We start from the raw sequence: 6351 nt of genomic DNA, 5'->3' as shown, positions 1-6351 counted from the left end.
CCACCCTGTCGGGGTGGCGGGCTGCCGTCGTGGCGGGATGGAGGCGACTATGCGGTCTCGGTGATCGGACGATCGACCCAGCTCATCAGGTCGCGGAGCTGCTTGCCGACGACCTCGATGCCGTGCTCGGCGTTCTCCTTGCGGAGACCCTCGAGCTCCTTGTTGCCGTTCTCGACGTTGGCGACGAGGCGCTTGACGAAGGTGCCGTCCTGGATGTCCTTGAGGATGTCCTTCATGCGCTCCTTGGTGCCGGCGTCGATGACGCGCGGACCCGAGAGGTAGCCGCCGAACTCGGCGGTGTCGGACACCGAGTAGTTCATGCGGGCGATGCCACCCTCGTACATGAGGTCGACGATGAGCTTGAGCTCGTGCAGGCACTCGAAGTAGGCCATCTCGGGCGAGTAGCCCGCCTCGACGAGGACGTCGAAACCGGTCTTGACCAGTTCTTCGGTGCCGCCGCACAGCACGGCCTGCTCGCCGAAGAGATCGGTCTCGGTCTCTTCCTTGAAGGTCGTCTTGATGACGCCCGCGCGGGTGCCACCGATGGCCTTCGCGTAGGACAGAGCCAGGCTCTCGCCCTCACCCTTGGGATCCTGGTGGACCGCGATGAGTGCCGGGACGCCCTTGCCGTCGACGAACTGACGACGCACCAGGTGGCCGGGGCCCTTGGGGGCGACCATGCCGACGGTGACGTTCTCCGGAGCCTTGATGAGGCCGAAGTGGATGTTCAGGCCGTGGCCGAAGAACAGCGCGTTGCCGTCCTCGAGGTTCGGCTCGATGTCGTTCGTGAAGATCGACGCCTGGGCGGTGTCGGGGGCGAGCAGCATGATGACGTCGGCCCATGCGGAAACCTCGGCCGGGGTACCGACGGTGAGGCCGGCCTCTTCTGCCTTGGCCCGCGACTTCGAGCCTTCCTTCAGCCCGATGCGCACGTCGACACCGGAATCACGCAGGCTCAGGGAGTGTGCGTGCCCCTGGCTGCCGTAACCGATCACAGCGACCTTGCGGCCCTGGATGATCGACAGATCGGCATTGTCGTCGTAGAAAAGCTCGACTGCCACAGTTCCTACCTCTTTCAGCAAATGGGTGTGTTCAGGCTAACGGGTGGCCGTGATGGACTTGGGACCGCGTCCGACGGCAACGACGCCGGACTGAACGATTTCTCGGATCCCGTACGGCTCGAGCATGCGAAGAAGCGCATCCAGCTTGGACCGGGTGCCGGTGGCCTCGATCGTGAGCGACTCGGGCGACACGTCGATCACCTTGGCGCGGAAGAGATTCACGGTTTCGATGACCTGGGTGCGAACGCTCGCGTCCGCGCGCACCTTGATGAGCAGCAGTTCGCGGGCGACGGACGCCTCGTCCTCCTGCTCGACGATCTTGATGACGTTCACGAGCTTGTTGAGCTGCTTGGTGACCTGCTCGAGAGGAAACGCGTCGACGGTGACGACGATGGTCATACGCGAGATCTCCGGAATCTCGGTGCCACCGACCGCAAGCGATTCGATGTTGAAGCCGCGCCGCGAGAACAGCGATGCGACTCGGGCCAGCACGCCCGGCTTGTCCTCGACGAGGACACTGAGGGTGTGGCTCGTGCTCACTTGGCTTCCTCCTCGGCTGCAGCCTGACGGCCGCGTGCTTGATCACGTTCGATGACCGCGTCGACGACGGTGGCATCGTCCGCGGCAGTGTCCTCGTCGAACAAGGGACGGATGTCCCGGGCAGCCATGATCTCGTCGTTGCCGGTACCGGCGGCGACCATCGGCCACACCTGGGCATCCTTACCGACGATGAAGTCGATGACGACCGGGCGATCGTTGATCTCCTGGGCCCGCCGGATCGCAGGCTCGACGTCCTCTTCCCGTTCGACCCGGATACCGACGCAACCGAGCGCCTCGGCGAGCTTCACGAAGTCCGGGATACGCAGCGAGTGGGTGGACAGATCGGTGTTCGAGTACCGCTGCTCGTAGAACAGCGTCTGCCACTGGCGGACCATGCCGAGGTTGCCGTTGTTGATGAGGGCGACCTTGATCGGAACACCCTCGACGGCGCACGTCGCCAGTTCCTGGTTGGTCATCTGGAAGCAGCCGTCGCCGTCGATGGCCCACACCTCGGTGTCCGGGCAGCCCATCTTGGCGCCCATCGCAGCCGGCACCGCGTAGCCCATCGTGCCGAGTCCACCGGAGTTGAGCCACGTCCGCGGCTTCTCGTAATCGATGAACTGCGCCGCCCACATCTGGTGCTGCCCCACGCCGGCGCAGTAGATCGCGTCCGGTCCGGCGAGCTTGCCGACAGCCTGGATCACAAACTGCGGCGACAGGGAGTCGTCGGACGGGCGGTCGTAGCTCAGCGGGTAGGTGCGACGGATGTCGTCCAGGTATGCCCACCATGCCGTGTAGTCGAGCGTGGTGTTGGTGGCGAGATGCGCGCGCATCGCCTCGATGAGTTCGACGAGAACCTCTTTGCAGTCACCGACGATCGGGACGTGCGCGTGCCGGTTCTTGCCGATCTCGGCGGGATCGATATCGGCGTGGATCACCTTCGCGTCGGGCGCGAAGGAGTCGAGCTGACCGGTGACACGGTCGTCGAAGCGGGCGCCGAGAGTGATGAGCAGGTCGCTCTTCTGCAGCGCCGCGACGGCCGCGACATTGCCGTGCATGCCGGGCATGCCGCAGTGCAGCGTGTGGGTGTCGGGGAACGCACCGCGCGCCATCAGCGTCGTGACGACCGGAATGCCGGTCAGTTCGGCGAGTTCGAGCAATTCGGCCGAAGCGTCGGCCTTGATGACGCCGCCACCGACGTAGAGCACCGGCTTACGCGAATCGGCGATCAGTCGTGCTGCCTCGCGGACCTGCTTGCCGTGCGGCTTGGTGACGGGCCGGTAGCCGGGCAGGTGCATCTCCGGCGGCCAGCTGAACGTGGTCTGGGCCTGCAGGATGTCCTTGGGGATGTCGACGAGGACCGCACCGGGTCGACCCGACGACGCGAGGTAGAAGGCCTCCGCGAGCACGCGAGGGATGTCGGCGCCGTCGGTGACCAGGAAGTTGTGCTTGGTGATGGGCATCGTGATGCCGGAGATGTCGGCTTCCTGGAATGCATCCGTACCGATGAGGGGGCGCCCGACCTGGCCGGTGATCGCGACGAGCGGCACAGAATCCATCTGCGCGTCCGCGAGCGGTGTGACGAGGTTGGTCGCGCCGGGGCCGGACGTCGCCATGCAGACGCCGACCTTGCCGGTGGCCTGGGCATATCCGGTGGCAGCGTGGCCTGCGCCCTGCTCGTGCCGGACGAGGACGTGCCGCACCCGCTTCGAATCGAAGATGGGGTCGTACACGGGGAGGATCGCGCCGCCGGGAATGCCGAAGACCGTATCCACGTCGAGCTCTTCGAGGGCTCGGACTACCGACTGTGCGCCGGTGACGCGCTCGGGCGCGACCTGGCGTCGGGTGGCGGGCTGCGCCGCGGCAGCGGCAGCGGCGGGGGTGCCGGCCCCCGGCTTCCGCGGCGAGGGATGAGGCCGTGCGGTTGGTGCGCTCACTGCAATTCCTCTGATTCTGGCTCCGGGCAACAAAAAACCCTCGTCAGCGTTGTGCTGTACGAGGGTGGCGCGTCGTGGGCGAGTTGCAGAATGCGGCTCAGGCGACGACGCGCCGGCCGATTACGAGCAACCCATTCTGATTCACGCGCTTGACGGTAGGCGCGTGGTGGGGAGACAGTCAACTTGGTGTGGTTACTGTCCCAGAATGTGAGATGCCGCGGCTGCAGTGACAAGATGTAGAGGTGTCATCTTCACAGCAGCCCGTGCCACCTCCCCTATCATCCCACATGCCGGATTCGACGACGCAGGTCATCCAGATTTCGCGCCTGTCGTTCCTCGCGTGCGGGCTTCTGTTCCTTGCGCTGGCCTCTCCCGCCCTCGCGTGGCCGGAAGCTTTCGCGTGGACCCTCGTGATCCCGTTCCTCGTCGCTGCGTGGGTGGTCCGTGTGCGCACCGTCGTCGGCCCCGACGGAGTCGTCGCCCGCTCGACGTTCTCCACCACGACGATCCCGTGGGAGTCGCTGAAGGGAATCCGCTTCCCCAAGCGCGGCTGGGCCCGCGCGACGCTCACCGACGACTCCGAGGTTCCGTTGCCGGTCGTCACATTCGGCCGTCTGCCGCAACTCGCCGAAGCCAGCGGAGGCCGCATCACCGACCCGTACGCCGCCGCCGACGACGCGCGCGCAGCCGAAGCCGCCGCGGCCGAAAGCTCACCGGTGAACGACGACACCGCATCCGGCACGCGCGACGAGGTGAGCGAACCCGACTCGGATACCGAGACGAAATAGCACACGAGTAAATTCGACTGTGCCGCCACCCGGAGCACGCCCCAGCCACGGCGACCGGATGCGGTCCGCCGCTTGCGCACAACCCCGTCAAGGAAGTCAGCCATGCCCCCGTTGAGGTCACGCACCACCACCGTCGGACGTAATGCAGCCGGCGCGCGCTCTCTGTGGCGCGCCACCGGATTGACCGATTCCGACTTCGGCAAGCCGATCGTCGCCATCGCGAACTCGTACACGCAATTCGTTCCCGGCCACGTCCACCTCAAGGATGTCGGCGAGATCGTTGCCCAGGCCGTCAAGGCGGCCGGCGGCGTGGCACGCGAGTTCCACACCATCGCGGTCGACGACGGTATCGCGATGGGCCACGGCGGGATGCTGTACTCGCTGCCGAGCCGCGAAATCATCGCGGACTCCGTGGAATACATGGTCAACGCACACACCGCCGACGCGCTGGTGTGCATCTCGAACTGCGACAAGATCACGCCGGGCATGCTCAATGCCGCGATGCGCCTGAACATCCCGACCGTGTTCGTGTCCGGTGGGCCGATGGAAGCAGGCAAGGCGGTCGTCGTCGGTGGCGTCGCGCAGGCACCCACCGACCTCATCACCGCGATCTCCGCGTCGGCCAACGACTCGGTGAGCGAGGAAGGGCTCGACGAGGTCGAGCGCAGCGCGTGCCCGACCTGCGGATCGTGCTCGGGCATGTTCACCGCCAACTCGATGAACTGCCTCACCGAAGCACTCGGCCTCGCCCTGCCGGGCAACGGCTCGACCCTGGCGACGCACTCCGCACGACGCGCACTGTTCGAGCGGGCCGGAACCGCCGTCGTCGAGGCTGCGCTGCGCTACTACCGCGACGGCGACGAGTCCGTGCTGCCGCGAAACATCGCCACTCCCGCAGCCTTCCGTAACGCGATGGCGCTCGACGTCGCGATGGGCGGGTCGACCAACACGGTGCTGCACACGCTTGCCGCCGCCCAGGAAGGCGAGGTCGACTTCGACCTCGAGACGATCGACGCGATCAGCCGCAAGGTGCCGTGCCTGTCGAAGGTCTCCCCGAACTCCGACTACCACATGGAGGACGTGCACCGGGCCGGTGGCATCCCCGCGCTGCTCGGCGAGTTGCGCCGCGGCGGTCTGCTGGAAACCGACGTGTCGACGGTGCACACCAAGAGCTTCGACGAGTGGCTCGACACCTGGGACATCCGCTCCGGAAAAGCATCCGACGAAGCGATCGAGTTGTTCCACGCCGCCCCGGGTGGTGTGCGCACCACCGAGCCCTTCTCCACCGACAACAGGTGGTCCTCGCTCGACACCGACGCGGCCGGCGGATGCATCCGCGACGTCGAACATGCGTACACCGTCGAAGGCGGACTCGTCGTGCTGCGCGGCAACGTCGCCCTCGACGGCGCGATCCTCAAGACCGCTGGTATCGAGGAGGAACTGTTCTCCTTCCAGGGTCCCGCGCTCGTGGTCGAATCCCAGGAGGAGGCGGTCTCGGCGATCCTGCAGAAGCGGATCAAGCCCGGCGACGTCATGGTGGTCCGCTACGAAGGCCCCAAGGGCGGACCCGGAATGCAGGAGATGCTGCATCCCACGGCCTTTCTGAAGGGCGCGGGCCTGGGCAAGGTGTGTGCGCTGATCACCGACGGCCGGTTCTCCGGCGGCACGTCGGGGCTGTCGATCGGGCACATCTCCCCCGAAGCGGCCGCCGGCGGCACGATCGGTCTGGTCGAGACCGGTGACCAGATCCGCATCGACGTCGCGACCCGCACGCTCGAGGTGCTGGTGTCCGACGAGGAACTCGCCACCCGTCGCGCCAAGATGGAGGCGTCGGAGAAGCCGTGGCAACCGGTCGATCGTCAGCGCACCGTCACCACCGCGCTGCGTGCGTACGCCGCGCTGGCCACCTCGGCCGACAAGGGCGCGGTTCGCTACGTGCCCTGATCACCGGCACCGAACAAGACGACGGCGGGGGCCGCACACATGTGTGCGGCCCCCCCCCCGTTAAGTGGTGTCAGCGGGCGA

The 6351-nt window shown here is 66.6% G+C and carries 5 protein-coding genes; 2 read left to right on the top strand and 3 right to left on the bottom strand.

Going from position 1 to position 6351, the window contains the following annotated elements; genetic code table 11:
* Positions 1–47 precede the first annotated feature (47 nt).
* From ilvC to ACFWU2_RS14660, 3 genes are read right to left on the bottom strand one after another with little or no spacing between them, the layout of a single operon-like run.
* On the bottom strand, positions 48–1061 hold the full coding sequence (ilvC, locus tag ACFWU2_RS14670; protein WP_169619638.1) for a ketol-acid reductoisomerase: 1014 nt from the start codon (positions 1059–1061) through the stop codon (positions 48–50).
* 36 nt (positions 1062–1097) lie between these two features.
* Positions 1098–1601, bottom strand: a complete 504-nt coding sequence (gene ilvN / locus ACFWU2_RS14665; RefSeq protein ID WP_169619639.1) for an acetolactate synthase small subunit — start codon at positions 1599–1601, stop codon at positions 1098–1100.
* Complete coding sequence (locus ACFWU2_RS14660; RefSeq protein ID WP_378607238.1) at positions 1598–3538, bottom strand: acetolactate synthase large subunit; 1941 nt, start codon at positions 3536–3538, stop codon at positions 1598–1600. Before ACFWU2_RS14660 ends, ilvN begins: the two co-directional genes overlap by 4 nt.
* A gap of 263 nt (positions 3539–3801) precedes the next feature.
* On the opposite strand from ACFWU2_RS14660, the gene ACFWU2_RS14655 reads away from it, so the two are divergent.
* Both ACFWU2_RS14655 and ilvD read left to right on the top strand, forming a co-directional pair.
* Entirely contained in the window at positions 3802–4326 is a 525-nt protein-coding gene (locus ACFWU2_RS14655; RefSeq protein WP_378607308.1) for a PH domain-containing protein, read from the top strand.
* 102 nt (positions 4327–4428) lie between these two features.
* Positions 4429–6270 (top strand): dihydroxy-acid dehydratase, encoded by a 1842-nt coding sequence (gene ilvD / locus ACFWU2_RS14650; RefSeq protein ID WP_378607234.1) that lies wholly within the window; start codon positions 4429–4431, stop codon positions 6268–6270.
* Positions 6271–6351 lie beyond the last annotated feature (81 nt).

The organism is Rhodococcus sp. NPDC058639 (assembly GCF_042717545.1).
Lineage (GTDB): Bacteria > Actinomycetota > Actinomycetes > Mycobacteriales > Mycobacteriaceae > Rhodococcus.
The sequence above is the reverse complement of the archived record's forward strand: the minus strand, read 5'-3'. Positions and strand labels throughout refer to the sequence as shown.